We start from the raw sequence: 25167 nt of genomic DNA, 5'->3' as shown, positions 1-25167 counted from the left end.
TTATCGCACCGAGCAGCGCTCTGCATGACCGTCGGCGCGTCAAGCGCCGCTACAGTCACCCCAGCTCAACGGTTCCAGGCTGCCATGCCCGACATGGGTGCTTTCCTTCTCGCCACCCAGGCCACGGCTGCCCCTGGTGAGCTGCTGAATCTCTCTCTCAACGCCTCCGCCGTACTGCCAGAAGGGGCAGTTCTGCTGGCGATGATCGCCACCCTCTTGGTGGACCTGGCCGGCGAAAAGGTCGCAACACGTTGGGTGCCGCCGATTTGCTATGCGGGCCTGGGCACCTCCCTGGTGCTACTCGCCCTGCAGTGGAACGCACCTCTGGAGCCCTCGTTCCTTGGAGCCTTCCTCGCCGACAACTTGGCAGTGGCGTTCCGGGCTGTGATTGCACTCTCCACGCTTCTGTCGCTGCTGATCAGCTGGCGTTACGCGGTGAAGAGCGGCACACCCGTTGGCGAGTACGCAGCCATCCTTCTCGCAGCAACACTCGGCGCCATGCTCCTCTGCGGGGCAACGGATCTGGTGAGTGTATTTATCTCGCTGGAGACGCTCTCCGTCGCCAGCTATCTGCTGTCGGGCTACATGAAGCGGGATGCCCGCAGCTCGGAAGCAGCACTCAAATATCTGCTCGTGGGATCGGCAGCCGCTGCTGTTTTCCTCTATGGCTCCTCCCTGCTGTACGGCCTAAGCGGCAGCACCAGCCTCGACACCATCGGCCTGGCTCTCCAAACCAGCACCACACCTCTGGCTGCTTTGGCCCTGGTGTTCGTCTTGGCCACCGTTGCATTCAAGATCGCAGCCGTTCCCTTCCACCAGTGGACGCCTGACGTCTACGAAGGCTCACCAACCCCTGTGGTGGCGTTCCTTTCAGTGGGTTCCAAAGCAGCCGGATTCGCTCTGGCTCTTCGCATCCTGGTGGGTTGCTTTGGTGCCTTCGACGATCAATGGAAATTGCTGTTCACCGTTCTGGCGGTGTTGAGCATGACCCTGGGCAACGTTGTTGCCCTCGCCCAGACCTCGATGAAGCGCATGCTGGCCTACAGCTCGATCGGCCAGGCCGGCTTCGTGATGATCGGCATGGTCTGCGGCACCGAGGACGGTTTCGCGGCCATGGTTCTGTACATGGCGGCCTACCTATTCATGAACCTGGGGGCCTTCGCCTGCATCATCCTCTTCTCGATCCGCACAGGAAGCGATCGAATCTCTGATTACGCCGGGCTTTACCAGAAGGATCCCCTGATCACCCTAGGCCTGAGTCTTTGCCTGCTTTCTCTGGGTGGCATTCCGCCAATGCTGGGTTTCTTCGGAAAGATCTACCTGTTCTTTGCCGGTTGGGCGAACCACGAATATCTGCTGGTAGTGGTTGGCCTGGTCACCTCCGTGGTGTCGATCTATTACTACATCTCCGTTATCAAGATGATGGTGGTGAAGGAGCCTCAGGAAGCCTCCGATGTGGTCAAGGCCTATCCGGACGTGAACTGGTCGTTGATGGGCATGCAGCCGCTTCGGGTTGCCCTGATTGGATGTGTAGCGATTACCGCAGTTGGCGGAATCCTTTCCAATCCCCTGTTCCAGTGGGCCAATACAGCTGTTGCAGGAACGCCATTGCTTCAGCAGGCCATAGCCCTGTCCAGCCTGAAGGGTCTTGGCTGAGGCTGTGCAGCAGCCGGTTGCTGAGCTCAAGGGGATCAGCAAGATCTATGGGTCTGGTGATCTCGAAGTCAAAGCCCTTGACCAACTGAATCTCACCGTCCAAGAGGGGGATTACCTGGCGGTGATGGGGGCCAGCGGCTCAGGCAAGAGCACGGCAATGAACATCCTTGGCTGCCTCGACCGGCCCACCAGCGGGACATACCGGCTCAATGGCATGGCCGTTGAACAGTTGGATGACGATGCCTTAGCCGACGTGCGCAACCGCTCGCTCGGATTTGTCTTTCAGCAGTTCCATCTGCTCGGCCACGCCAGCGCCATGGAGAACGTGATGCTCCCGATGATCTATGCGGGAGTGCCCAGAGAGGAACGGATCGAGCGGGCCCAATCGGCCCTGCGCCGCGTTGGTCTGGCGCAGCGTTTGGAGAACAAGCCCAATCAGCTCTCCGGAGGCCAGCAACAACGGGTGGCCATCGCCCGGGCCATCATCAACCGCCCCAGTCTGCTGCTGGCGGACGAACCCACAGGGGCCCTGGATTCCAACACCACCGCCGAAGTGCTGGAACTGTTTGATGAACTCCACCAACAGGGCATCACCCTGGTGATGGTGACCCATGAAGACGATGTGGCGGCCCGAGCTCAACGCATTGCTCGCTTCCAGGATGGTCGAGCGCTCACAGGATGCCCACAATGAGTGCAGTGCCCCTGCGCTAATGGAGGAGACCCCCAAGGCTCTTCGTGTTGCAGTCGTGGAGGATGACCCGCGCATCCAGCAGCTGATCAGTGCTGAGATCACCGATGAGGGGCACACCTGCATCCGCTTCGGATCCGCAGAAGACTTTCTCGACGAAGCCGGCTCTGATCGTTTCGATCTGCTGCTGCTGGACTTGATGCTGCCCGGCATGGACGGCTTGGCCTGCCTGAAACAGCTGCAGCTCCAGGCCGCTTCCCAGCCTGCGTTGAGGGTGGTCATCGTGACGGCTCTCAATGACGCCGACAAGAAACACGAAGCTCTGGCGAATGGAGCGGAGGCCTACGTGCTCAAGCCGGATCTGTTCGAACAGTTGCCACAACTGCTCCAGACCCGTTCGATGTTCTGACTTTCAGTCGCAACCGAACAATCGTGGTGGTTCCTTCCGATGAGGGCTTCTGGTGGAGCTCCAGCGTTCCTCCACACCCCCTCACCAGTTCGCGCGCCAAGGCGAGCCCCAAACCAGGGCCCTCCACCCTTTCGCCATCCCGTTCGGGCTTGCCCCGGACAAACGGCGCAGACCAGCGTTCCAGATCCTCCGAAGCCACAGGAGCGTCAAGGCTCTCGAAGCCGGCGTTGATGATTACCTGATCAAGCCATTTTCCATCGACGAATTAATGGCGCGCCTGCGGGCAATGCACCGCCGCGCTGAAACATTCTCAGGCCTCGTAGGCGGCCCAGACGTCAACGAAATTCTCAAGGTCGCCGACCTCAGCATGAACACGCGAACCCGGGATGTGATGCGGGGAGATCGTGCGATCCGACTGTCGGTGAAAGAATACGACCTGCTGAATTTCCTGATGCGGGGCGCAGGCCGCGTGCTTGAACGCCAGGAAATCATGCACGGTGTTTGGGGAGAAAATTTTTGTGGGGACGACAATCTTCTCGACGTCTATATCAGCTACCTGCGTCAAAAAGTCGAACTGGATGATGCGCCCACCCTCATCCACACCGTGCGCGGTGTTGGATTCATCCTCAGGGAACAGACGAACTGACGTCTCTGTTTCGCTCGACGTAGCTGTGGGCTAGGGCTGATCCCGTTCAAGGCTGCGCAACACCTGGCCCAGCAGCAGCGAAACAGGATCGTTGTTGGCACGCATCACGGCGGAAAGATCCAGATCCCCTGGATCAACGGCCTGCCAACCGGCCCGCAATGGTGTGCGCAACTCGAAATGCAGGTGTGGCCCTGTGCTGAGACCTGTGCTGCCGACGCGGCCAATCACCTCTCCCTGGCGCACCGGCTGACCGGGTCGCACATAGATCTCCGAGAGATGGCCATAGAGCGTGCGGCGCAAAGGCTGGGTGTGTTCCAGTTCGATGGCGACGCCATAGCCACCGGCAAGACCACTGCTTAAGACCTGCCCTGAAAGAGCAGCCACCACCGGCGTGCCCTCCGGTGCTGCAAAGTCCCGCCCGGCATGCATCAGCCAGCTCCCCAGGATCGGATGCAGACGCCAACCAAACCCACTGCTTTTAAAAGCGTCTCCAACCACCGGGAAGAGCAGTTGACGGTCACCATTGCCGGGGGCGGGCAGCGGACGGGGCGTGACCGCAAAGACGGATTCGAGCCGAAAGGTGCCGCCATCGCGGGCGAGAAGCGCTGACACGGGAACACGCAACGGTTGGCGGGAGGGGATCAAGCGAACCCGTGCTGAAGCCGGTGCCCCCGGCGAACGCCTGGCCACCCTGGAAGCGCAGTCCTGCCGGGACAGAGCACCGGTGCGACAGGCCTCCTCGAAACGGCTCCGTTCCATGGGAACCGCCACGCCACCGCCCCGGAGCAGCTTGCGCTCCTGGGACGTGATCACCCGTTGGCGAACCAGACCATCGAGCGACTGATCAAAACCCTGCGCAGCCGCGGCTGGAACCAACATCCAGATCAGCGCGAACCAAGCCAGCAAGGGACAAGACGGTTGTGCCAAGAAATCCTATGGATGGGACACCAACTCAGGGCCAGCGGCGCCAGGTTTCAGTCCTTGAACCCTGACGCAACCGCAGCCCTCCATCGCGTTCAAGGCCAGCAATTCTCCAAATCTGACCGTCTTGAGGATGGACGAGCTGATCGGACCAGAGCCGGGCCTGAACGCCATCGAGGCACCAGGCCCCATCGCCTCCGATGCCGTGACAGTGATCGAAGGCCAGCAAAACCTCCGCCGTCCACCGGATCGGATCCGCAGCCAGCTGCCCTTCAAGCCTTCTCAGGGCAATGGCATGGCCAGGAACTGCATTCCGCACATTCAGGCCCAGGCCGATGCGCAGCAAACGCAGCTGAGAGCCCCGCTGCACCACCCCTGGCAGAAGGCCCGCCAATTTGCGGCCGTTCACGAACAGGTCGTTGGGCCATTTGATCTGAACCGAAAGGCCCCGCTGCTCAAGCCGTTGCAGCACCGACAGGGCCAGCGCCAAGCCAAGCAAGCCGGCCTGACCAGACCCATGGCCCCGCCAGGGCAAGGCAGCACTGATCCAGACACCACCTGGCGGAGAAACCCAGGCGCGCCCCGACTGGCCGACTCCCCGGCGTTGGTGGGTGGCAATGACGGCGCGAGGCCCCATCAACGACGGCTGATCGCGCAACCAGGTCCCCAGCAGCTCCTCCGTGCTGCTGCACACAGGCACGTGTCGGATGGCCCAACAGCGTGCCGAGGCACCAGCGAGGCGGCGATACATCGCCACCAACCGGCCACCACCACGGTGTGGGCCTCGATATTGCGGCAGCCGTGGATCAGTCATCCATTGCATCCGCCAGACGCTCTGCAACCTCTACCAACTCATTCACCGGCCGCACCAGCGCCATGCGCAGCCACTGACGACCGCCGTCACCAAACCCAGACCCAGGGGTCAAGGCGACACCACTGCGCTGAAGCAGTTCCCTAGCGGCATCTTCATCACTCCACCCCCGACGATGGGCCGCATCAGGCAAGGGGAACCAGAGGTACATCGCCATCTCTGGACAAGGGACTGACCAACCGCGTGCCCTGAGGGTCTCAACCACTCGATCCCGTCGTTCGCGATAGGTCGGATGCAGTTGCCGCGGCCAATCGGGGAAGGATTGCAAGGCCTGGATCGCACCCTGCTGCAGTGCCAGGCTCTGGTTGAAATCGATGACGGCCTTGGCGCGACGCAGGGCGGCAATCAGCGGTGCAGCACCAACCGCGAAACCGAGCCTGAATCCCCCAAGGCACCAGCCCTTCGAGAGGGAAAAGAATTCAATGCCGCACTCCCTCCAGCTCGGAGCCTTCAGAAGAGCGGGAGGCTCTCCATCCAGGGCGAGATCCACATAGGGATTGTCGTGAGCGATCACCACGTCGTGCCGAGCCGCGATCGCCGTGATGCGATTGAGATCCTCCTGATCCCCCACCCGGGCTGAAGGGTTGTGGGGGTACCCCAAAACAAACAGCTTCAGTTGATCCCAGAGCTGGGGGCTGATGGTCGACAGATCCGGCCGCCAGTCGTTATCGGGGGAGAGGGCCAAGGCCTTGGTCCGGGCTCCTGCAAGGTGCAATCCACCGGTGTGGGACGGATAACAGGGGTCCAAATGCAGAGCAGCATCACCGGAATCAAGCAACGCCAGCGGCAGGTGGGCGGTTCCTTCCTGGGATCCCACCAACAACTGGACCTCATGATCAGGATCCACCGCGACGTCGAAGCGATGGCGACACCAGTCCGCGACTGCGGCATGGAAAGGCCTCAGTCCGGCCTGAAGGCAATAGGAGCTGCTGTCGAACGCCATGACCGCTGAGGCCATGGTGTCCAACAATGTCGTGGGCGGACGGAGATCAGACGATCCAATGGAGAGATCCACCAGACCCGGTCGCTCTAAAGAAGAGGCCTCGAGCCGATAAGCCTGCTTGGCAGCGTCAACACGGGCAAAAACAGCGTTGCCCAGCGAGGCAAGCCGCTTAGAGGTTGGCATCCAAGAAGGACTGCAGCTGCGGTTTGGCGATGGCACCTTCATGCCGCGCCACCACTTCACCGTTGCGGAAGAGGATGAGCGTGGGAATGCCCTGCACCTCATAGGCATCACGGGTCTGGGGATTGGCATCCACCTCAAGCTTGCCAACGCTGACACGATCGCCGTAATCACTGGCGACCCAATCCATCAAAGGGGCGATCAGTCGGCAGGGACCACACCAGGCAGCCCAGAAATCAACAAGGACCGTGCCGGAAGCCTTGAGGACTTCACGTTTAAAACCAGCATCGGTGAAATCGGCAACAGCTCCAGCCAAGGCACTCAAATGACTGAACCGATCCTATGGAAAGCCGGATGACTTTCCCCGCTTGTTCAGAGCTTGTCGATGGATCGCTTCAAGTCTTCGAGTTCGGCATCCACCTCTTCCACCTGCACGGGCTTCACGGCCTCAGAGGCCTCGGATGCGGGGAGAGCAACGGCTTCCGGGCCTCCCTTCAGCTGAGCACGCAACGCCTCGAGATCATCATCAACGCCGCCACCGCTTTCCAAAGCCGCGAACTGACTCTCCAGATCAGATCCAGCCAGCTCAGCCGCAGCCTGACCGGTGGCTTCCAGGGCCTCAACCTTTTCCTCCATCCGCTCGAAGGCCGCCATGGCGGAATCGGTGCCGATGCTGCCGACGGTGCTCTGCAACTGCTGCTGAGCCTTGGCCGCCTGGGCCCTGGCCTTGAGCATGTCCTTCTTGGTCTTGGCCTCAGCGATCTTTCCTTCGAGGGCTACCAGACTCTTCTTGAGCGACTCCACTTGGCCGTCTTGGGCCTGCACCTGGGCTGTCAGCGAGGTCGCCGTCTCCTGGAACGTCTTGCGACGGGTCAATGCTTCCCGAGCCAGGGATTCCTCACCCTTTTTCAGAGCCAACTCGGCACGCTCGTACCAGGTCTTGGATTGAGCTGCAGCCTGCTCAGCCTGGCTGGTCAGACGCTTCTGACTCGCAATCGCCAGGGCGACGGCCTGACGCAACTTGACCAGGTCCGCCTGCATGTCTGCGACGGATTGATCGAGGATCTTGGCTGGGTCCTCCATGCTGCTAACAGCAGCGTTGGCGTTGGCACGAACCAACCTGCTCAGCCGATCAAAGAAACCCATGACTTGGCCTTAGACGCGCTGAGATTAGCGAGGTTCCCGCAGCAGTTCTGCCTAAGATTGATTGATGGGCGTTGCACCTGAGTCACAACGTCGTCGCCTACCGGGCCTGGAGCTGCTCCAGTCAGCTGCACCAGCGCCAGCGGAACCCTTGCAAACCTGCCTGAACGCGCTGCAGAAAGAGTGGCGCAAGGATGACCACTTGGCGGCGCTTTGGCAGGACTGGCCGAGAGTTGCGGGAGCCCAACTGGCACCGCACTGCCGCCCCCTATCGCTGCAACGCGGGGTACTGACCGTGGGAGCAAGTCATCCCCAATGGCGCCAGGCTCTCCTTTACAACAAGCCTCAACTGATCAGCGCCCTGCATCAAGCCGGCCACGCGGTGCGTGATCTGCGCATTCAGCAACACCACCCCCTTCAATCAGCAGTATTGGAGAGCGAAGCCAGCATTTGGGCCCAGCATCCGAGCCGCACCGATGTGCATGGCATGGGGACATGCCCGGACTGCAGCAGACCAGCGCCCAACGGAGAAATCAAGCTCTGGGGGCAATGCGGTTTTTGCCATCGACAGACCTTGTCACGGTCTTAAGGCTCAGTACCGCTCCGGACGCGGCTCCCGCCAGTCGGCATCCACGCCATCGGCCTTGAGGTTTTGTGCCCGTTGCTCAAGGCGACTGCGGTCCAGACGCCACACGTCGTAGATCCCGATCTGGCCGAGGAGCAAAGGCTGTAGGTCGCTCCAGTGATCCCGAGCGGCCGTGCCGCGATCGATCAGCACCAGCACAGTGCTTGATGCACCAGGACTCCCGAGGGGGTATCCACTCCAGCCGCGTCGCTGTTCATGGGCCAGGCGATCCGCAATGTTGACCAACGCCCCATCGGATTGGCCTTCGTAGAGAATCACCTGCCCTGTGTAGAAGTGCAGCGAAGGCTTCATGGCGCCAACCATGACCATGGGCTCTCCACTGCGCTGTTGCAACAGCATCAGTGAGGACGCGTCGCGCACCGGTTGCTGACGCAGACGATCGGCGAGTTCGGCGATGGGGATCAGTGCCGTGAGATGAAATCCGAGCAGACAGCCCTGCAGGGCCAGCAAGGCCTGAGCGGCAGCACGGCGCTGAAGCAAGAGAACGGCTCCAAGGGCGGCGGCAGCGCTGAACCAGACCGCAGCCCACTTCAACAAACCACTGGCCAGCAAATCCACCGACAGCGTCGGCATCTCCGGATCGTCGATCAGGGGAACCCAAAGCGATCCCAGCCAAAACCCAGCGGCCAGGACCGCGATCAGCATCAGGCAGGCGCCCCAGGCCATCCGTTGCCAGCGCGATGAGCCCACCGTGGAGCTCACAGTGGCCTGGGCCACCAACAGAGCCGCCGCGGGGGTGGCGGGCAACCAATAACTGGGGAGCTTGGTGGCTGCGGTGGTGAACAGAAGCAGCACCGCCAACAGCCAGCAAGCTGCGAATTGATGCAACGAATGCTCAGGAGCGATCCGTGATTGGGGTACCCGCGCCAGCCCCAACAGCAGATAAGGCGTGAAGGGCAGGGCAGCCAAGAGCATCACCGGCCCGAAAAACCACCAGGGCTGGAGGTGATCGTTCACAACGGAGGTGAAGCGTTGAAGGTTGTGATAGCCGAAAAAGCTGTCCCAGAAGGGCTGTCCTTCCACCAGCAACTCCAGTGCGTACCAGGGAAGGCTGATCAGAGCGGTGAGCAGCAACCCGGGCAGCGGGCGCAGCCTCAGCCAAGGCTGAACGAGATCCCGTCGCAACGCTCCGAACATCAGCAGAGCGAGTCCTGACAGCACTACAGCGACAGGCCCCTTGGCCAGTACTGCAAATCCGAGGATCACCCAGGCCGGCCACCAGGCCACCTCTTGGGGGGCAGCAAAACGCCGCCACTGCAACAACAGGCTGAGACCCAGCAGGCCGCACAGCAGAGCATCACTCACTGCGGTGCGGCTCCAGACGAGCACCAGGGGCGAGAAGGCAAACGCCAGCGGCGCAATTAGTGCCGTTAAACGCGGACGCGCATCGCCGGAAAACGGCCAACGCAGCACGGTATCGGCGAGGCCAAGCATCAGCCCGACCGTGGCCAGGGCGGAAGGAAACCGTGCCGCCCAACTGCCGAGAGGATCCCAAACCTCGCGTCCGGGCAAGGCATAGCCGAACCCCATCAGCCAGTACACCAGGGGCGGTTTGTCGTAACGGGGCAAGCCGTTCACCCGAGGCGTCAGCCAGTCGCCGGTGTCAGCCATGGCCCGCCCGGCTGCGGCAAACAACGGCGGAGTTTCATCCACCACGCCGGTGGATCCCAAACGCCAGCAGGTGATGACGAGTCCCAGGGTCAGCACAAGCGCCAGAACCTGGCGTCGCTGGCGTCCTGAAACATTGACCGACAAGGGACCCTCAGCTCCTGGGGTTGATGCTGACATCTGCCATCAGTCCTGTTCGAACCCACGATTCAACTCGCTGACTGAAGACCTCACAGGAGGCATACTCCTCAGCCCAGCTGCGGCAGTAGGAACGCTCGATGCTGTCAACGCGACGAAGAGCCTCCGTGAGAGCAGCGACATCGTCGGGCGGCACCAACCAGCCTGTGCGCCCCGAACAGATCAGCTCCCCCGGTCCACCGCGGTCATAGGCGACTACCGGAACACCACAGGCGAGGGCTTCAACCACAACATTGCCGTAGGCCTCGTTCCATTTGGGTGTGTTGATCAGAGCGCGGCAGTGGCCCATCTCCTGCTGCAGCTCCTGGGTGGATAGAAATCCACGCCAGTCGATCGTGCCCTTGGGAACACTCGACTCCACCTGGCGCGCATAGGCGTCGTCCTCACGCAACCCCCAAACCAGAAGCTGTTCTCCCAACGCTGCTGCTGCTGCTGCTGCATCCTCCAGACCCTTTTCCGGAGCGATGCGGCCTGCCCAACCCAGGGGGCCATCGGTCGGGCGCTGAAAGGTGTAAATGCTGAGATCAAATCCGTTACCCACAACGTTGGCGGGGGAAGGGAGCTGGAAATCAGCGGCCTGGCGGTGCGTGTGAAAAGCAAGACGACGGGAATCCCAAGCGGCGACGGCTTCAATCACGTCACGCATAACCGCAGCCACATCCCCCATGCTCACGAGGTGAAAGAGCCTGGCGCTTACCTGCTGCGTTAGCCACAGGGGCAACCAGTCGTACCCACCGTTAATCACGGCGTCGGCGGACTGACCTACATCGAGCGCGGCTTCCCAGAGAGCCGGCAGAAGACCGTTGCGGGGAATTTCGACCGGCGCATGCTCGTCGGCGTGCTGCCAGCTGGGCTGGTTCACACCCTCCACCTCCAGCAACTCAACTCCGCTGCAGTCGGCGGGAAGCGTGGAGCCCTTGGCGGCCACAACCGTGAGCCTGTGGCCGCGCCGCACCAACCCCTGCACCAAGGATCGGAGGGTGAGCTCCACACCTCCACCCTCGCCACTGCCGAGGGCCCCGATGGGCGTGTTGACGATGACGAGATGAAGCGGTGACAGCGTCATGAAGAGGGGTCCGCAAGAGACAGTGGCTCCCAGAACCGTCGACGTTGACTCACAAAAATCACCGACACAAGCACCATCACGACACCGATCCACTGGAGCAGATCAAGGCGCTCTCCCAGCAACCACCCACCGGTGGCCAAGGCAAACACAGGGGTGAGAAATCCAAGGCTGCTGAAACTGGTGAGATCGCGCTGATTGGCGAACCAGAAGAACAATCCGTAGGCCAGGGCACTTCCAAGCAGGCTTGCGTACCCCATCCGCGCCCAGTCAGTTGCCGTCCAGCCCAAGCCGGCATCGGTGCGCTGCAGGGCATGAACCCCGAGCAGGGGAAGTCCCCCCAGCACCATGTGCCATGCCGTGACGCTGACCGGATCGCTGTGGCGTGATGCAAAGCGGATCAACACCGTCCCAGCCGCCATGGCGACGGCCGCCAGCAACATCCAGCCCTCACCGGGCTGAAACAACTGCTGCACCACCGGAGGATCAGCCAGCAACCACCAATGTCCCAACAGCTCAGCGGGCAGACCAATGCAGACGATCCCCGCCAAACCGATGGCCAAGCCCATCCAGCCGATGGGATTGATCGACTCCATGAACAGAGCGCGTGCCATCAGGGCCACCAACAGAGGTTGGCAATCAATCAGGACGGAACCGAGACCCGCGCCTGTGCCCTCCAAGCCCAGCGCCAGAAGGCCTTGAAACAAGGTGGCATCCACCACGGTGAACAGGAGGAACCAAAGTCGATCACGGGAATCGATCGCCAGGCCACGGCCGGTGCACTGACCCCAGAGCAAGAGAGCCAAACCGGCGGGCACGAGGCGCAAGCCAGCAACCAGCCAAGGCCCTGCGCTGGCAAGCAATGGCGCCATGGCGGTCATCGCCGTGCCCCAGAGCGCAAAGGGCAACACCATCAGAAACCAGAGTCGCAATGACGGCATGGATGGACGCTTGGGTGCTCTTTTTAAGATCTGGGGCGATGCAGATGCGCAACATGATCTGGCCCTTGCGGCGAAAATCCCGACGACGGATGGCGCGCATCGTTGTTGATGGCCCCATTACCGGTGCCACACGGAAGCGGGTGCTAAATGCGCTGAGGGAGGTGAAGCAGAGGGAATTTCCAGCACTGCTGCTGCGCATTGACAGCCCCGGCGGCACGGTTGGAGACAGCCAGGAAATTCATGCAGCCCTGCTGCGGCTCCGGGAACAGGGCTGTCGCGTGGTGGCCAGCTTCGGCAACATCTCCGCATCAGGGGGGGTCTACATCGGCGTAGCTGCCGAGAAAATCGTCGCCAATCCCGGAACGATCACCGGTTCCATCGGGGTGATCCTGCGAGGGAACGACCTCTCGCGGGTGTTCGAAAAGATCGGGATTCGCTTCGACACGGTGAAGAGCGGTCCGTTCAAGGACATCCTGTCCCCGGATCGTCCGCTGAGCGATGCCGAACGTGCATTGCTTCAGGAGCTGATCGACAGCAGCTACGGCCAATTCGTTGGTGTTGTGGCGCAGGGGCGAAATCTTGAGCTGGAAACGGTGAAGCGCTTCGCCGATGGACGGGTGTTCAGCGGAGAACAGGCACAGGCATTGGGCTTGGTGGATGAACTCGGCGACGAAGACCATGCCCGTCGTCTCGCAGCGCAGCTGGCCGACCTCGACACGGACGACATCCGTCCCGTCACTCTGGGCAAGCAACGCCGCAAGCTCAGTGGCTTGCTGCCGGGATCCCAGCTCTTGCATCAACTGCAGCAGCGCCTCTCGATTGAATTGATGGGAAGCGGCCAGGTGCTTTGGCTGTACCGCCCATGACCAGCTCACCCCTTGTTCTGAGAGGCCTGCGCGGGGCTACCACCTGCACAGAGAACAGCACGGAGGCCATCGAAGCGGCGGTCAGCGCGCTGATGGATGCCCTCGTCGATAGCAATGATCTGAGCTCCGACCATCTGGTGTCGGTGACCTTCTCGGTCACCGCCGATCTCGACGCCTGTTTTCCAGCTGCCATTGCCCGGCGGCGGCCCGGCTGGGACACGGTGGCCTTGCTGGATTGCCAGCAAATGGCTGTTCAAGGCGACCTCCCCCGCTGCATCCGTGTGCTGGCCCACGCCTGGATCCCGCAGGAGCAGCAACCTGTGCATCCCTACCAAGGCGACGCGCAGCGGCTGCGTCCAGACCGATCTGGTCACAACTGACAGATCAGCCTCCGACCCCTGAGATCACCGCCCCGTGGTTGGACTCAGGAGAATCCCATCATCAAGATTCTTCCTATGGCCCGTTCCACCATCAGACGCTTGCTTGCTGGAGCCGGCACCGCTGCAGCTCTGTTGCTTGGCTCAGCATTCAGCGGAGCTCCCGAGCAGATCGCACACGCCCAGGGCACACCAGGACTGATGGAATTCCGGTGGGACAACGATCGTGACTACCGGAAGCTGTATTACTACCAGACCTCCAGCATCGAGAACGACCGCTCGGAGTGGTATCTCACCCTGCGCGAAAAGGACCGCAAGACCGCGATTCTCAAACTCACCGTCACCGTGCCGGACTACTTCGACTCCAAGCTCAAGCCTCACCGCATGCGCATTTGCCGCACCAGCGTTGGCAGCATGATGAGCCGGACCAAGTGCCTCGAAGAGATCCCGTCGTTGATCGAAGTCAACAAAGACCAAACAGAAATCGTGGTCTTCCCCGACACGCCGCTGCCTTCAGACGGGGATTACTCGCTCCACATCAAGCTGTTTAACCCCCAGGGGAAGCGCATGTATCAGTTCAATGCCCTGGTGCAGGCCCCCGGTGATGTGCCGATGTCCGGCTACCGCGGCAGCTGGCTAATCGATGTGGACTGACTGATAAAATCCCAGATTCAGATCGGCCGGTAGCCAGGAGACGTCCATGACCAAGCGCACCCTCGGGGGAACAAACCGCAAGAGGAAGCGCGTTTCGGGTTTCCGAGTACGGATGCGCTCGCACACCGGCCGTCGCGTGATCCGCACGCGCCGCAAGCGCGGCCGCGCCCGCCTGGCCGCTTGATGGTGCGGCATGAATCCAGAGGATTTATCCCCTCCTCATAACTTCCAAACAGGATTGGTTGATGGTCCTTCCCGCCTCCATGAGATTGCGCGGGCATCGATGCTTCAACCGCTTGCACCGATCTTCCAAGCGCCAGCACGGAACCTTGATGGTCCTGCGAGTTGCAGCAGGGGACTCGAACTTGCTTCGCCGGGAGTTGCGGGGCATACAGGAGAGAACCTGCCGTTGCGCCCTGGTGATCAGCAACAAGGTGAGCAAGCGTTCTGTTAAGCGGAACCGGCTCAGACGGCTTCTGCATGACCACCTGCGTCGACGTTTTGAACAGCGAAACGACTTGGCGGGCCGGTGGTTGTTGATCAGCCTTCGCCCGGAAGCCGCGGAAGCCGAACCCACACAGTTGCTCGAAGAATGCGACAGTCTTCTGAGAAGCGCCGGACTGGATCCATGACCAGCATTCAGGAAGATGTCCACTACGACGGCGGCCCAGCCCGCGGGGATCTGATCTTCAACATCCTGCTTGGCTTCACGCTGGTCGGCCTTCCCTTCACCATCGGGGCCGTTGTTCGGGCCCTTTGGCTGCGCTTCCGCATCACCAGTCGTCGCATTTCGGTGACGGGTGGCTGGATGGGCAAAGACAAAACCCAGGTGGTGTATTCGCAGATCAGCGAGGTGCGCACCGTGCCCCGGGGCTTCGGTGCCTGGGGAGACATGGTGTTGGTGCTCAAGGACGGGGCCAGGCTCGAACTGCGCTCGATGCCTCGATTCCGGGAAGTGGAGGCCTACATCCTCGAACGCATCAGCACCCGTGCGGCCAAAGCCCAACAGAAAACCACTGAAGGTTTCGCCGCCTGAGTGCAGCTGTTCATGCACACTGGCCTCACAACGTCCCGCCCCCCCGTTTCTTCAACGTGATCGGATACATCTCCGACAACCTGCTGATTCCAATCCTGGACTTCTTCTATGGATTGGTTCCGAGCTATGGCCTGGCCATCGTCGCCCTCACCCTCGTGATCCGGATCGCGCTCTACCCCCTGAGCGCAGGATCAATTCGCAGCGCTCGGCGCATGCGCATTGCCCAACCGGTGATCCAGAAACGCCAGGCTGAGATCAGAAGCCGTTACGCCAACAATCCTCAGAAACTTCAGGAGGAGCTGGGCAATGTGATGAAGGAATTCGGCAGTCCCTTGGCGGGATGCCTGCCGCTGCTGGTGCAGATGCCGATCCTCTTTGCTCTGTTTGCAACCCTGCGGGGATCACCGTTCGCCGACGTCCCCTACACCTTGAACATGAAGGTGTTGCCTGCGGACCAGATCGCCGCCGTTGAACCCAAACCGTTCAACAGCGCCAGCCATTCCATCTTCATCGGTGAAACCGACCATGTGCCGGTGATCGCCAGCCTGCCGCGGGGTACAAAGATCGGCGTCGGTGACAGCGCCACTGTGAACCTTCACACGAAGGACGGCCGCGTTTTCAGCGACGTGCTCACGGATGTTGAAAACCCTGGACGCTTTGCCCCCACATGGGCAGTGACCAAGGGCGATGACATTGTCAGCGTCAGTGAGGACGGCACGATCACGGCCCTCGCCACTGGTGATGCCACCGTTGAAGCCAAGATTCCTGGCTTGGCAGCCCGCAGCGGCTTCCTGTTCATCAAGGCCCTGGGCCAGGTGGGCTTCTACGCCGATGGCGCCATCAACTGGGACATCGCCATTCTCGTTGCCGGATTCGGCATCACCTTGTTCATTTCCCAACTGCTGTCGGGCATGGGCATGCCTGCCAACCCTCAGCAGGCTACGGCCAACAAAATCACTCCGGTGATGATCACAGGGATGTTTTTGTTCTTCCCACTCCCTGCCGGCGTTCTGCTCTACATGCTGATCGCCAACATTTTCCAAGGGCTGCAGACTTTCATCCTCACCAAAGAGGCACTTCCCGACAATCTCCAGAAAATTCTGGACCAGCAAATGGCCCAGAAAACGGTGACGGTCTCCGCCACTTCAGGCGGCTCACGGCTGCCCTTTGAACCGAAGGGCAAGTGATCGAGGCACTGGAGCCTGTCCCCCTCCAGGAGCTCCGGGCCCTCGGCACCGCGAAAGTCTGGGACGTTGAGGGTGAGCTCTATGAGCTCCCCTCGCTCACACCCGTGCGAGGCCATGTCTCCGCAGAGCATCGCGGCAACGTCTTGGCGGTTGAGGGGAAGCTCAGCACGATCGTGACGCTCTGCTGCGATCGCTGCCTGAATCAGTTCAATCAGAGCCTCAGCTGCACGCCTGCGGAACTGATCTGGCTGGGAGAGGAGCAACCGACGGCCGACGAGCTGGAGCTGTCCGGAGAGGTTGCCGAGATGGAAGGCCTGGCGGATGTTCTCGATCCACGCGGTCAATTTGACCCCCAGCAATGGGCCTTCGAACAGCTCAACCTGCTGTTGCCTGTCGTTAACCACTGCGGTGACCACTGCCCAGGCCCACCAGGCCTCCAGCAGCAGCCTGTGACCTCAGACGCCAAGCCGAAGGACGTCGATCCCCGCTGGCAGGCCCTGCAACAGCTCCAGCAGCAGATCGACCAGCCATGAGCAGTGCAGCCTGGGGACACCAGCTCGACCTTCTGGTGCGTGCTCGCACACCTTTGATCTGGGTGCGCAGCAATGAGGAAGCTCGGGTGGAAAGCCTGCTCGGAGAGGCCGCTCAACGGCTTGCACGCCAGCTGGTCTGCTGGAATTTCATCGATGGCATCAGCGGGCCGGTGAATGCCGATGGCCAGGGAAGCCGTCAACCGATGGCCATGCTGCAGTGGCTCCAGCAACGGGATGCAGGCAGCCCAACCCTGCTGCTTGCCAAGGATTTTCATCGTTTCTGCGATGACCCCGGTGTGGCCCGGATGCTGCGCAATCTCGAGGCATCCCTGCGCAGCACCCCACACACCCTGGTGCTGTGTTGCGGGCAATGGACACCCCCCGGTGATCTGGAAGAGAGCCTGACGTTGCTGGATCTCCCCCTTCCCGACAACAACGACCTGCGCCGGCTGATCAGCAGCATCGGCACCAGCAGCGGCAGCCCCCTGCCAGCTCCTGTCCTGGATGAATTGGCTCAGGCCTGCAGCGGGCTCAGCGAGATGCGGGTGCGCCAGGTGGCCGCGCGGGCCCTGGCCCGCCGCGGCCAGTTGGGATCAGATGATCTGCAGGACGTTCTGGACGAAAAACGCCAGACGATTGCCCGCAGCGAGGTGCTGGAGTTCTGCCGCTGCGATGCGGGCACGGAAGCCATTGGAGGCCTCGACGGTCTCAAGACCTGGCTGAACCAACGGCACCGAGCCTTCTCGGAAGATGCACGCCGTTTCGGACTGCCTCTGCCCCGTGGCGTTTTGCTCGTGGGGCCTCAAGGCACAGGCAAATCACTCACCGCCAAGGCCATCGCCTGCAGTTGGTCGATGCCCCTGCTGCGGCTGGATGTGGGGCGTCTGTTTGCGGGCTTGGTGGGGGCCAGCGAGGCACGCACCCGCGAGATGATCCAACGGGCTGAAGCCATGGCCCCCTGCGTGCTCTGGATCGATGAGATCGACAAGGGCTTCGGGGGGGATGGCCGCAGTGACGGCGGCACCACCCAGCGGGTTCTGGCCAACGTGCTCACCTGGATGGCTGAGAAGCAGTCCCCGGTGTTCGTCGTGGCGACCGCCAACGGCGTTGAGAAGCTGCCACCTGAGCTGCTGCGCAAGGGACGTTTCGATGAGATCTTCATGCTCGATCTGCCCAGCAGCTCTGAGCGCCACAGCATTCTTGAGCTGCATCTGGAACGGAGACGCCCGGGGCTGAAGCTTCCCCTGGACACGGTGGTGAGCCGCAGTGAGGGCTTCTCCGGAGCAGAGCTGGAGCAGACCGTGATCGAAGCGATGCACTTGGCCTTCGCCGACAACCGTGAGTTGACGGAGCCGGATCTGATTGGAGCGGCCTCCCAGCTCATCCCCCTCTCCCGCACCGCAAGCGAACAGCTCGAGCGGCTAAAGCAGTGGGCTGCCGGCGGCCGCGCCCGCCCCGCCTCTGTTGCTGCAGGTAACGAAGCCTGACGCGGCGTAACGAACGCCAGCCTTGGGCAAGTCGCTGGCCGGCGCGCTCCCTACGGTCCCATCAACAGCAGGACCAATGTGGAGAGCCGCAACGACATCGCCACTCAGCTCTGCGTGGCCTGCCTTGGTGCCGGTGTGATCACGACCATGGCCGTGGCCCAGGGGCAAAGCCCCCTCACTGCCCTTGGCATCACCCTGTTCTCAGGCATTGCTGCGGTGATGGTTGGCCAAGTGCTCTGAAACGGACTGCCATAGGCTGCCGGCGCTGACGCCCCTGAAACCGTGCTCGATCAGCGCCTTGTGCGTGACAACCCCGAAACGATCGCCCAGCAACTGGGGCGTCGAGGTAAGGCAGTTGATCTCACCAAACTGCAGCTGATTGCCCAGCAGCAGCGCGATCTAGAGCAACAACGCAGCGGCCTGCAGGCGGAAGGCAACCGGATCGGCAAGGAGGTTGGCCAACGCATTAAGTCGGGCGCCGATCCCAAAGGCGACGAGGTCGCCGAACTCCGCCAGCAGGGCAATGCCATCAAGCAGAAGGTGGCGGTGCTGGAGGAGGAGGAAAAGCAGCTTTCCAGTGAGCTCAAGCAGCAGCTGCTGGGGTTCCCCAACCTGCCTTCAGAAGCCTGCCCGGATGGGCGGAGTGAAGACGACAACGTTGAAGTGCGCCGCTGGGGAACCCCCCGGGTTGATGACGGCCTCTACGAGCACTGGCAGATCGCCGAGAGGCTGCAGCTGTTCGACACCGAACGCTCCGTCCGCATTGCGCAGAGCCGTTTCGTCACGCTGATGGGGCAAGGGGCACGGCTGGAGCGTGCCCTGATCAATTTCATGCTCGACCTCCACACGAGCAAGGGTTACCGCGAGGTGCTGCCCCCGGTGCTGGTGAACAGCGCCAGCCTCACCGGATCAGGGCAGCTGCCCAAGTTCGCCGAGGAAAGCTTCCGGTGCGCGGAGGACGACCTCTGGCTAACTCCAACCGCTGAGGTGCCGGTGACCTCCCTGCACCGGGACGAAATCATCCCGGCAGACCAACTGCCCCTCCGTTATGCCGCCTACAGCCCCTGCTTCCGCCGTGAGGCCGGCAGCTACGGCCGCGACACCCGTGGCTTGATCCGCCTGCACCAGTTCAACAAGGTGGAGCTGTACTGGTTTGTGCACCCCGATCACTCCGACGAGGCGCACCAACGGATCACGGCCGATGCAGAAGCCGTGCTTCAGGCGCTGGAGCTTCCTTATCGGGTCTTGGACCTTTGCACCGCCGACCTCGGCTTTTCCGCCCGCCGGACCTACGACCTCGAGGTGTGGCTGCCGGGAGCAGGGGCTTACCGGGAAATCTCCAGTTGCAGCGTCTGTGGCGATTTTCAGGCACGACGGTCCTCAATCCGCACCAAAGAAGGCAAGGCCACGAAATTGGTGCACACCCTGAATGGAAGTGGCCTGGCCGTCGGCAGAACCATGGCGGCTCTGTTGGAGAACGGCCAACAGTCCGACGGCAGCGTCCTGCTGCCCAAAGCTCTGGTGCCCTACGTCGGCCGCGAGCGACTCCAGCCAGAATGACCCGACTGGATTCCTGATGGACATATGAACGTGTTGGCCGCCCTTTTGGTGCTAGCCCTGCTGATCGTGGTGCATGAGGCCGGCCATTTCCTCGCTGCGACACTCCAGGGAATTCACGTCAGCGGCTTTTCCATTGGCTTTGGCCCAGCCCTGATCAAGAAACAACGGCGTGGGGTGACCTACGCCCTGCGGCTGCTGCCCCTGGGTGGTTTCGTTGCCTTCCCCGACGACGACGAGGAGAGCACGATCCCTGCTGATGATCCGGATCTGCTGCGCAACCGGCCGATCCCCCAGCAGGCCTTGGTGGTTGCTGCAGGCGTGTTGGCCAACCTGGCCTTGGCACTGGTGGTGCTGTTCGCTCAGGCAGCGATTGTCGGCGTGCCCGCCGCGCCAGATCCCGGGGTCCTCGTGGTTCAGGTGCAACCGGGTGGTGCTGCCGCCCGCTCCGGGCTTCGTGCAGGCGACCAGATCCTCAGTCTGAATGACCAACCCCTCGCCGCAGGACAACGGGGCGTTGCCGCGATGGTGCGGGATGTGAAAGCAGCACCCGAGCAACCCATTCGTGTGGAGCGAAAGCGGGGCGACGCGACCTCAACCGTTGAACTGATCCCCGAGGATCAACAGGGCACAGGAAAAATCGGTGCCCAGCTGCAGGCCAACATCAGTGGGGAGATGCGCCCCGTGCACAATCCCGGTGAACTGGTGCTCACCACCGGCTCGCAATTCAGCCAAATGCTGGAGCAAACCGTGCGCGGCTACGCCGGGCTCCTGACCAACTTCCGAGCCACGGCAGGCCAGGTGAGTGGTCCCGTGAAGATCGTTGAGATGGGCGCTCAGCTCAGCCAGCAGGGGGGATCCGGGTTGGCGCTGTTCTCAGCCCTGATCTCAATCAATTTGGCCGTGCTCAATTCCCTGCCGCTGCCGCTGCTTGATGGCTGGCAGATGATGATGCTCGCGATTCAGTCCGTTCGGGGTCGTCCGGTGTCGGAACGGATCCAAATGGCCTTCGTGCAATCCGGTTTTCTTCTTCTGGTGGGGCTCACGCTTGTGCTGATCGTGCGTGACACCACACAACTGCCGGTGGTCCAGCAATTGATGGGTCGCTGAGCGGGCGAAGACGCCCGTGTATCGTTGACGATTCGTTCACTCGCTGCCCTCAGCTGCATGGCCAAGAAGTCGATGATCGCTCGCGATGTGAAGCGCAAGAAAACGGTTGAGCGCTATGCGGCCAAGCGCGCAGCACTGATGGCAGCCTTCAACGCAGCCGAAGATCCGATGGATCGCCTGGAGATCCATCGCAAGATTCAGGCTCTGCCTCGCAACAGCGCACGCATCCGTGTGCGCAACCGCTGCTGGGCCACCGGCAAACCCCGCGGCGTTTATCGCGATTTCGGTCTTTGCCGTAACCAGCTGCGTGAGCGCGCCCACAAAGGAGAGCTGCCCGGCGTGGTCAAGTCCAGCTGGTGATCAGCTCGTCGCCATAGCGTCGTGAGGGGAGGCTTGGCCTCCCCTTTCTTGTGAAGGGCAGCCATGAAATGTCAGACTTGGGATTGACAAAAGGACATAAGACGTCGTGCAAGGACAAACCCAGTCGATCTCCTTTGACGGACGCGAGATTCGACTGACCACCGGGCGCTTCGCCCCTCAGGCGGGAGGATCCGTCTTGGTGGAGTGTGGCGACACCGCCGTGCTTGTGACCGCAACCCGTTCGGGCGGTCGTGAAGGCATTGATTTTCTGCCGCTGATCTGCGACTACGAAGAGCGGCTTTATGCAGCCGGCCGCATTCCCGGCAGCTACATGCGTCGTGAGAGCCGCCCACCTGAACGCGCCACTCTCACCGCTCGACTGATTGACCGCCCCATGCGGCCGCTCTTCCCCAGCTGGCTGCGCGACGACCTGCAGGTGGTGGCCACCTGCCTGTCCCTCGATGAGCGGGTCCCCGCCGATGTTCTGGCGGTGACGGGCGCCTCGATTGCCACGCTTCTGGCGGGCATCCCCTTCAACGGCCCGATGGCAGCCGTTCGGGTGGGCCTGCTGGGCGATGACTTCGTCCTCAACCCGAGTTACCGGGAGATCGAACGGGGTGATCTGGACCTGGTGGTTGCCGGCACCCCCGACGGCGTGGTGATGGTCGAGGCCGGCGCCAACCAGCTGCCCGAGCAGGACGTGATCGAGGCGATCGATTTCGGTTACGAAGCCATTTGCGAACTAATCAAGGCTCAGGAACAACTGCTGAAGGATCTGGGCATCACTCAGGTGAAGCCGGAGAAACCGGACGAAGACAGCACCGTTCCCGCCTACCTGGAGAAGCAGTGCAGCAAAGCGATCAGCGCCGTCCTCAGCAAATTTGATCAGAGCAAGGACGAGCGGGACACAGCCCTGGAAACCGTGAAGGGCGAGGTGTCCGAGACCATCGCAGGTCTGAAGGAAGACCATGCCGTTCGCCAGGCTCTGGCCAGCAGCCCCAAACTCCTTGGCAACAGCTTCAAGGCGCTGACCAAGAAGCTGATGCGTCAGCAGATTCTCAAGGACGGCAAGCGTGTGGACGGACGCGGCCTCGACGAGGTGCGTCAGATCAGCGCCATGGCCGGCGTGCTGCCGCGCCGGGTGCATGGCTCCGGTCTGTTCCAGCGCGGACTCACCCAGGTGCTCTCCACCGCAACGCTGGGCACCCCCAGCGATGCCCAGGAGATGGACGATCTCCATCCCAACACCGAGAAGCTGTACCTGCACCACTACAACTTCCCTCCTTACTCCGTCGGTGAAACGCGGCCGATGCGCTCCCCCGGTCGTCGTGAGATCGGCCATGGCGCACTGGCCGAACGCGCCATTCTTCCGGTGCTTCCCGAGAAAGACACCTTCCCCTACGTAGTGCGTGTGGTGAGCGAAGTGCTCAGCTCCAATGGCTCCACCTCGATGGGTTCCGTCTGCGGCAGCACCCTGTCGCTGATGGATGCCGGTGTGCCGCTAAAGGCCCCGGTGAGTGGCGCTGCCATGGGTCTGATCAAAGAGGGCGATGAGGTGCGGATCCTCACCGACATCCAAGGCATCGAGGACTTCCTTGGTGATATGGACTTCAAGGTGGCCGGTAGCGAGAAGGGCATCACAGCCCTGCAGATGGACATGAAGATCACCGGCCTCTCGGTGAAGACGGTGGCCGAAGCCGTCAACCAGGCACGTCCGGCACGGCTCCACATCCTCGAAAAGATGCTCGAGGCGATTGACACCCCTCGGGACAACCTGTCTCCCCATGCCCCACGTCTGCTCAGCTTCCGCATTGATCCTGAGTTGATCGGCACCGTGATCGGCCCAGGTGGACGCACGATCAAAGGCATCACCGAGCGCACCAACACCAAGATCGACATCGAGGACGGCGGCATCGTGACCATCGCCTCCCACGATGGTGCTGCAGCTGAAGAAGCCCAGAAGATCATCGAAGGCCTGACCCGCAAGGTGAACGAGGGCGAGGTGTTCTCCGGCTCGATCACCCGGATCATCCCGATCGGCGCCTTCGTGGAGATCCTCCCTGGCAAGGAAGGCATGATCCACATCTCGCAGCTCTCCGAAGCTCGCGTTGAGAAGGTCGAAGACGTTGTGAAGGTGGGCGACGAGGTGACCGTGCGGGTGCGCGAAATCGACAACCGCGGCCGCATCAACCTCACCCTGAGAGGCGTGCCCCAGGCCGGCGACGCTGCCGATGTGGAGCCTCAGCCCACCCCGGTGGCACCGCTCAGCTGATCAGGCCTCAGACCTGAAAGCCGGGATCTATCTCGGCCATGGCCCGCGTCGCACGCTCTCCGAGCTCGGCGTGGGCTTTTCCGTGGCTGGCGATCAGACAGCCGGCCTGACGTACATCGCCGGTGTTGTAGGTGAGGTCGGCCTGATCCGCATGGGTGAAACGACCACCGGCCGCGAGCAGCACCGCCTCCGGAGCAGCCATGTCCCAATCCTTGGGAGCGCTCTTGCCGGAGAGGGAGACGTAAAGGTCGGTTTCGCCCCTCAGGATCGTGGCCACCTTGAAGCCAACGCTGCCGACGGCTTTGGAACCGCCGAGGTCAAGGGCATCAATGAGCTTGACCAAACGGTCGTCGCGGTGGCTACGGCTGGCCACCAGGATCAGGTCTGAAACCTCAGTTCTGTCGCTGAAGCGAACCGGCGACCGCTCACCCTGACGGTCTTCACACCAGGCACCCTCGCCAACGATGCCGATCCAAAGTTCATCGGCTTCCGGCAGGAGCACAACACCGATCACCGGCCGCTTGTCGCGCACGAGGGCCAGATGAACGGCGTATTCGCCTGTGCCCTGCAGAAAATCCTTGGTGCCATCCAGGGGATCGAGAATCCACAGCCACTCCGCCGACAGCGGTTGACCTTCCGTGAGCTGCTCCTTGGCGGTCTCCTCGCTCAGCAGAGTCCAGTTGGCCTTGGGGAACGCGGCGGACAGACCATCCAGCAACCACTTGTTCACAGCCAGATCAGCCGCAGACACCGGGCCCTCTCCGCCTTCATCAACACTCAAGGCCTTGGGGAAACCATGCGGGGGCTGCTCGCCGCGGGCATAGGCCCGCAGGATGTCGGCGGCTACCCAACTGAGGCGACGCAGTTCAGTCAGCAGAGCCTCCTTGTTCACGCCAGCGGGGAGGACGGCAGAGCTGGGCATCATGATCAACAGAGGCGCTCGCCATTGTGATGCAGCGGGATGAACCAAGCGGCGGCAGCCTTTATCTGGTGGGCACGCCCATTGGTCATCTGGGGGATCTGTCGCCACGAGCCCGCGACTTGCTCCGCAGCGTGGATGTGATCGCCTGTGAAGACACCCGCCACAGCGGACAGCTGCTCAGCAGCCTTGGAGCAGGCGGCCACAAACTGTCCTTTCATCAGCACAACACCCGCACCCGCGTGCCCCAAATGCTGAATCTGCTGGCGGAGGGGCAAAGCCTGGCGGTGATCAGTGATGCCGGGCTGCCGGGCATCAGCGACCCCGGGGAAGAGCTGGTGGCCGCCGCGCACCAGGCCGGCCATCCCGTGATCTGCATCCCTGGCCCTTGCGCCGCCACCACTGCTCTGGTAAGCAGCGGCCTGCCCAGCGGACGCTTTTGCTTCGAAGGATTTCTGCCGGCCAAAGGCAAGGAACGGCGGGCCCGCCTGGACGCCATCAGCCATGAACCCCGCACAACGGTGTTGTACGAAGCGCCGCACCGCCTGATCACATTGCTCGAGGAACTCCAGCACCACTGCGGAGGAGACCGTCCCCTGAAGGTGGCACGGGAACTGACCAAACGCCATGAAGAGCAGGTGGGGCCGACCGTGGATCGTGCCCTGCTGCACTTCCAGCAGCACCCTCCCCAAGGGGAATGCACGGTTGTGATTGGAGGAGCACCACTGGAAGATGCAAAAGAACCTGATGACGATGACCTGCTCAGGCAGCTTCAGGCGCTGCAGGACGCGGGTGCAAGTGCCAGCGACGCTGCGCGGCAATTGGCCCAGTCCACAGGGCTGTCCAAACGACGGTTGTATGCCCTTCTGCACCAGGGCACGTCAAACTGAGCCCGT

General features: G+C 62.0%; 30 protein-coding genes and 1 pseudogene. 21 read left to right on the top strand and 10 right to left on the bottom strand.

Going from position 1 to position 25167, the window contains the following annotated elements; translation table 11 throughout:
* Nucleotides 1-84: 84 nt before the first annotated feature.
* From SYNCC9605_RS03035 to SYNCC9605_RS03025, 3 genes are read left to right on the top strand one after another with little or no spacing between them, the layout of a single operon-like run.
* Complete coding sequence (locus tag SYNCC9605_RS03035; RefSeq protein WP_041434418.1) at nt 85-1656, top strand: NAD(P)H-quinone oxidoreductase subunit N; 1572 nt, start codon at nt 85-87, stop codon at nt 1654-1656.
* Nucleotides 1649-2347, top strand: a complete 699-nt coding sequence (locus SYNCC9605_RS03030) for an ABC transporter ATP-binding protein (RefSeq protein ID WP_041434414.1) — start codon at nt 1649-1651, stop codon at nt 2345-2347. The genes SYNCC9605_RS03035 and SYNCC9605_RS03030 overlap by 8 nt, the downstream gene beginning before the upstream one ends.
* Before the next feature lie 19 nt (nt 2348-2366).
* Entirely contained in the window at nt 2367-2753 is a 387-nt protein-coding gene (locus tag SYNCC9605_RS03025; protein ID WP_011363598.1) for a response regulator, read from the top strand.
* Here SYNCC9605_RS03025 and SYNCC9605_RS15760 read toward each other — a convergent pair.
* Nucleotides 2695-2889, bottom strand: a pseudogene (locus tag SYNCC9605_RS15760) (hypothetical protein); the annotation flags it as partial. The gene SYNCC9605_RS03025 and the pseudogene SYNCC9605_RS15760 sit on opposite strands and share 59 nt — an antisense overlap.
* Here SYNCC9605_RS15760 and SYNCC9605_RS14460 point away from each other — a divergent pair.
* Entirely contained in the window at nt 2806-3399 is a 594-nt protein-coding gene (locus tag SYNCC9605_RS14460) for a winged helix-turn-helix domain-containing protein (RefSeq protein ID WP_011363597.1), read from the top strand. The pseudogene SYNCC9605_RS15760 and the gene SYNCC9605_RS14460 overlap by 84 nt on opposite strands.
* 30 nt (nt 3400-3429) lie before the next feature.
* Here the strand turns inward: SYNCC9605_RS14460 and SYNCC9605_RS03015 are convergent, their stop codons facing one another.
* The 5 genes from SYNCC9605_RS03015 to SYNCC9605_RS02995 form a co-directional block, all read right to left on the bottom strand.
* Nucleotides 3430-4278 carry a M23 family metallopeptidase gene (locus SYNCC9605_RS03015; protein ID WP_011363596.1) on the bottom strand — a complete coding sequence of 283 codons (849 nt, stop codon included), beginning with the start codon at nt 4276-4278 and terminating at the stop codon, nt 3430-3432.
* Nucleotides 4279-4351: 73 nt separating this feature from the next.
* Entirely contained in the window at nt 4352-5143 is a 792-nt protein-coding gene (locus SYNCC9605_RS03010; protein WP_011363595.1) for a biotin--[acetyl-CoA-carboxylase] ligase, read from the bottom strand.
* Nucleotides 5127-6317: an aminotransferase class I/II-fold pyridoxal phosphate-dependent enzyme gene (locus tag SYNCC9605_RS03005; RefSeq protein ID WP_011363594.1), complete on the bottom strand. Its 1191-nt coding sequence runs from the start codon at nt 6315-6317 to the stop codon at nt 5127-5129. Before SYNCC9605_RS03005 ends, SYNCC9605_RS03010 begins: the two co-directional genes overlap by 17 nt.
* On the bottom strand, nt 6304-6630 hold the full coding sequence (trxA, locus tag SYNCC9605_RS03000) for a thioredoxin (RefSeq protein ID WP_041435440.1): 327 nt from the start codon (nt 6628-6630) through the stop codon (nt 6304-6306). The genes SYNCC9605_RS03005 and trxA overlap by 14 nt, the downstream gene beginning before the upstream one ends.
* A gap of 56 nt (nt 6631-6686) precedes the next feature.
* A complete protein-coding gene (locus tag SYNCC9605_RS02995) occupies nt 6687-7460 on the bottom strand; it encodes a PspA/IM30 family protein (protein ID WP_011363592.1) in 774 nt (257 codons plus the stop codon).
* A gap of 64 nt (nt 7461-7524) precedes the next feature.
* Between SYNCC9605_RS02995 and SYNCC9605_RS02990 the strand changes: the two genes are divergently transcribed.
* Complete coding sequence (locus tag SYNCC9605_RS02990) at nt 7525-8046, top strand: DUF721 domain-containing protein (RefSeq protein ID WP_011363591.1); 522 nt, start codon at nt 7525-7527, stop codon at nt 8044-8046.
* A gap of 3 nt (nt 8047-8049) precedes the next feature.
* Here SYNCC9605_RS02990 and SYNCC9605_RS02985 read toward each other — a convergent pair whose 3' ends face one another.
* The 3 genes from SYNCC9605_RS02985 to SYNCC9605_RS02975 are packed head-to-tail and all read right to left on the bottom strand — an operon-like array spanning nt 8050 to nt 11913.
* Entirely contained in the window at nt 8050-9891 is a 1842-nt protein-coding gene (locus SYNCC9605_RS02985; protein ID WP_011363590.1) for an ArnT family glycosyltransferase, read from the bottom strand.
* Nucleotides 9866-10975 (bottom strand): glycosyltransferase, encoded by a 1110-nt coding sequence (locus SYNCC9605_RS02980; protein WP_011363589.1) that lies wholly within the window; start codon nt 10973-10975, stop codon nt 9866-9868. The genes SYNCC9605_RS02985 and SYNCC9605_RS02980 overlap by 26 nt, the downstream gene beginning before the upstream one ends.
* A complete protein-coding gene (locus SYNCC9605_RS02975) occupies nt 10972-11913 on the bottom strand; it encodes a DMT family transporter (protein WP_011363588.1) in 942 nt (313 codons plus the stop codon). The genes SYNCC9605_RS02980 and SYNCC9605_RS02975 overlap by 4 nt, the downstream gene beginning before the upstream one ends.
* On the opposite strand from SYNCC9605_RS02975, the gene SYNCC9605_RS15025 reads away from it, so the two are divergent.
* From SYNCC9605_RS15025 to SYNCC9605_RS02915, 15 genes are all read left to right on the top strand, one after another.
* Nucleotides 11843-12022: a hypothetical protein gene (locus SYNCC9605_RS15025; protein ID WP_198002515.1), complete on the top strand. Its 180-nt coding sequence runs from the start codon at nt 11843-11845 to the stop codon at nt 12020-12022. The genes SYNCC9605_RS02975 and SYNCC9605_RS15025 overlap by 71 nt on opposite strands.
* Nucleotides 11967-12779, top strand: a complete 813-nt coding sequence (sppA, locus tag SYNCC9605_RS02970) for a signal peptide peptidase SppA (RefSeq protein WP_041435434.1) — start codon at nt 11967-11969, stop codon at nt 12777-12779. Before SYNCC9605_RS15025 ends, sppA begins: the two co-directional genes overlap by 56 nt.
* On the top strand, nt 12776-13159 hold the full coding sequence (gene aroH, locus SYNCC9605_RS02965; protein ID WP_011363586.1) for a chorismate mutase: 384 nt from the start codon (nt 12776-12778) through the stop codon (nt 13157-13159). The genes sppA and aroH overlap by 4 nt, the downstream gene beginning before the upstream one ends.
* Before the next feature lie 75 nt (nt 13160-13234).
* Complete coding sequence (locus tag SYNCC9605_RS02960) at nt 13235-13810, top strand: DUF2808 domain-containing protein (protein ID WP_011363585.1); 576 nt, start codon at nt 13235-13237, stop codon at nt 13808-13810.
* A gap of 46 nt (nt 13811-13856) precedes the next feature.
* Nucleotides 13857-13994 (top strand): 50S ribosomal protein L34, encoded by a 138-nt coding sequence (rpmH, locus tag SYNCC9605_RS13630; RefSeq protein ID WP_011363584.1) that lies wholly within the window; start codon nt 13857-13859, stop codon nt 13992-13994.
* 61 nt (nt 13995-14055) lie between these two features.
* Entirely contained in the window at nt 14056-14442 is a 387-nt protein-coding gene (locus SYNCC9605_RS02955) for a ribonuclease P protein component (protein WP_011363583.1), read from the top strand.
* Nucleotides 14439-14846: a PH domain-containing protein gene (locus SYNCC9605_RS02950; protein ID WP_011363582.1), complete on the top strand. Its 408-nt coding sequence runs from the start codon at nt 14439-14441 to the stop codon at nt 14844-14846. The genes SYNCC9605_RS02955 and SYNCC9605_RS02950 overlap by 4 nt, the downstream gene beginning before the upstream one ends.
* Nucleotides 14847-14902: 56 nt before the next feature.
* Nucleotides 14903-16033, top strand: coding sequence for a membrane protein insertase YidC (gene yidC / locus SYNCC9605_RS02945; RefSeq protein ID WP_011363581.1), 1131 nt, complete (start codon nt 14903-14905; stop codon nt 16031-16033).
* Nucleotides 16030-16566, top strand: a complete 537-nt coding sequence (locus SYNCC9605_RS02940) for a YceD family protein (RefSeq protein WP_011363580.1) — start codon at nt 16030-16032, stop codon at nt 16564-16566. Before yidC ends, SYNCC9605_RS02940 begins: the two co-directional genes overlap by 4 nt.
* A complete protein-coding gene (locus SYNCC9605_RS02935) occupies nt 16563-18053 on the top strand; it encodes an AAA family ATPase (RefSeq protein ID WP_011363579.1) in 1491 nt (496 codons plus the stop codon). The genes SYNCC9605_RS02940 and SYNCC9605_RS02935 overlap by 4 nt, the downstream gene beginning before the upstream one ends.
* 78 nt (nt 18054-18131) lie before the next feature.
* Entirely contained in the window at nt 18132-18293 is a 162-nt protein-coding gene (locus SYNCC9605_RS15020; RefSeq protein WP_006852120.1) for a hypothetical protein, read from the top strand.
* 42 nt (nt 18294-18335) lie between these two features.
* Nucleotides 18336-19613, top strand: a complete 1278-nt coding sequence (serS, locus tag SYNCC9605_RS02930; RefSeq protein ID WP_011363578.1) for a serine--tRNA ligase — start codon at nt 18336-18338, stop codon at nt 19611-19613.
* A 24-nt stretch (nt 19614-19637) separates the two neighbouring features.
* The gene (locus tag SYNCC9605_RS02925; protein WP_011363577.1) at nt 19638-20720 is read left to right on the top strand and encodes a M50 family metallopeptidase; all 1083 of its coding nucleotides are present in this window, start codon (nt 19638-19640) and stop codon (nt 20718-20720) included.
* 57 nt (nt 20721-20777) lie between these two features.
* Nucleotides 20778-21080, top strand: a complete 303-nt coding sequence (rpsN, locus tag SYNCC9605_RS02920) for a 30S ribosomal protein S14 (protein WP_011363576.1) — start codon at nt 20778-20780, stop codon at nt 21078-21080.
* A 106-nt stretch (nt 21081-21186) separates the two neighbouring features.
* The gene (locus SYNCC9605_RS02915) at nt 21187-23352 is read left to right on the top strand and encodes a polyribonucleotide nucleotidyltransferase (RefSeq protein ID WP_011363575.1); all 2166 of its coding nucleotides are present in this window, start codon (nt 21187-21189) and stop codon (nt 23350-23352) included.
* 7 nt (nt 23353-23359) lie between these two features.
* On the opposite strand, the gene SYNCC9605_RS02910 is transcribed toward SYNCC9605_RS02915, so the two are convergent.
* A complete protein-coding gene (locus SYNCC9605_RS02910) occupies nt 23360-24277 on the bottom strand; it encodes a 3'(2'),5'-bisphosphate nucleotidase CysQ family protein (protein ID WP_011363574.1) in 918 nt (305 codons plus the stop codon).
* Between the two features lie 26 nt (nt 24278-24303).
* Between SYNCC9605_RS02910 and rsmI the strand changes: the two genes are divergently transcribed.
* Nucleotides 24304-25161, top strand: a complete 858-nt coding sequence (rsmI, locus tag SYNCC9605_RS02905) for a 16S rRNA (cytidine(1402)-2'-O)-methyltransferase (RefSeq protein ID WP_011363573.1) — start codon at nt 24304-24306, stop codon at nt 25159-25161.
* The last annotated feature ends 6 nt before the right edge of the window (nt 25162-25167 follow it).

Origin of the sequence: Synechococcus sp. CC9605 (assembly GCF_000012625.1) — a bacterium.
In the GTDB taxonomy this organism is placed as follows: Bacteria; Cyanobacteriota; Cyanobacteriia; order PCC-6307; family Cyanobiaceae; genus Parasynechococcus.
The sequence above is the reverse complement of the archived record's forward strand: the minus strand, read 5'-3'. Positions and strand labels throughout refer to the sequence as shown.